We start from the raw sequence: 724 nt of genomic DNA on the forward strand, positions 1-724 counted from the left end.
GAATAGCAGACAGACCGACGGCCAAGTCGCATAAGTGATTAGGTTGCATGTGGGTCTGGCGTACAAATGAGAACCAGGCCAAGGCGCTGTCACGCCGCCAAAAATATTGATGAAAAGGTGTCGCGCTAGGGCGACTTACCCCCTTTTGTAACAACAAGTACACGGATAGACTCCGGCGAGTCGCGCTGCATATTAAGAATGCTAAGAATGCGTGCTGGTCTTTGAAGACGCACCGACTGACACTTGACCCCGACCCTTGACTCACTCACCGGCATGCCACTTATGCAACCACACGATCTGAACTCATCACCCGCCGAGCTCGACATGACGCTCCTGGACCTCGGACCGCTGGCGTGGGTGCTGGAAGAACTGGGCAAGTCATTGGAAGGCTCCAACAAAGCCCTGAAACGCTTTTTGCGGGAGGCCGAAGGCGTCAGCAACTCTGATCTTGCCGCACTCGACGCCGGCCAGTTGCGCATTGCCCGCCAGCAGTTGCACCAGGCAGTCGGCGCGCTGGAGATGGTTGGCATGAGTGCGCCTGCCCTGGTGTTGCGGGCGATGGAAGCGGCCGTGCAAAAATTCATCCAGACGCCGGCCCAATGCACGCCGGATGCCGCAGCCAAGATCGAACTTGCCGGTTTTTCCCTGGCGCATTACCTTGAGGACGTGCTGGCGGGAAAACCGGTGTCTGCGGTATCCCTGTTCCCCCAATACCGCGACATCC

At 58.0% G+C, this 724-nt stretch carries 1 protein-coding gene; it reads left to right on the forward strand.

Translation table 11 applies throughout. The features are described 5' to 3' along the window. Positions 1-282 precede the first annotated feature (282 nt). The coding region (locus AC1D0Z_RS23465; RefSeq protein ID WP_477660520.1) for a hypothetical protein at positions 283-724 on the forward strand (442 nt) is incomplete at its 3' end.

Source organism: Polaromonas sp. P1_E3, from assembly GCF_056405935.1.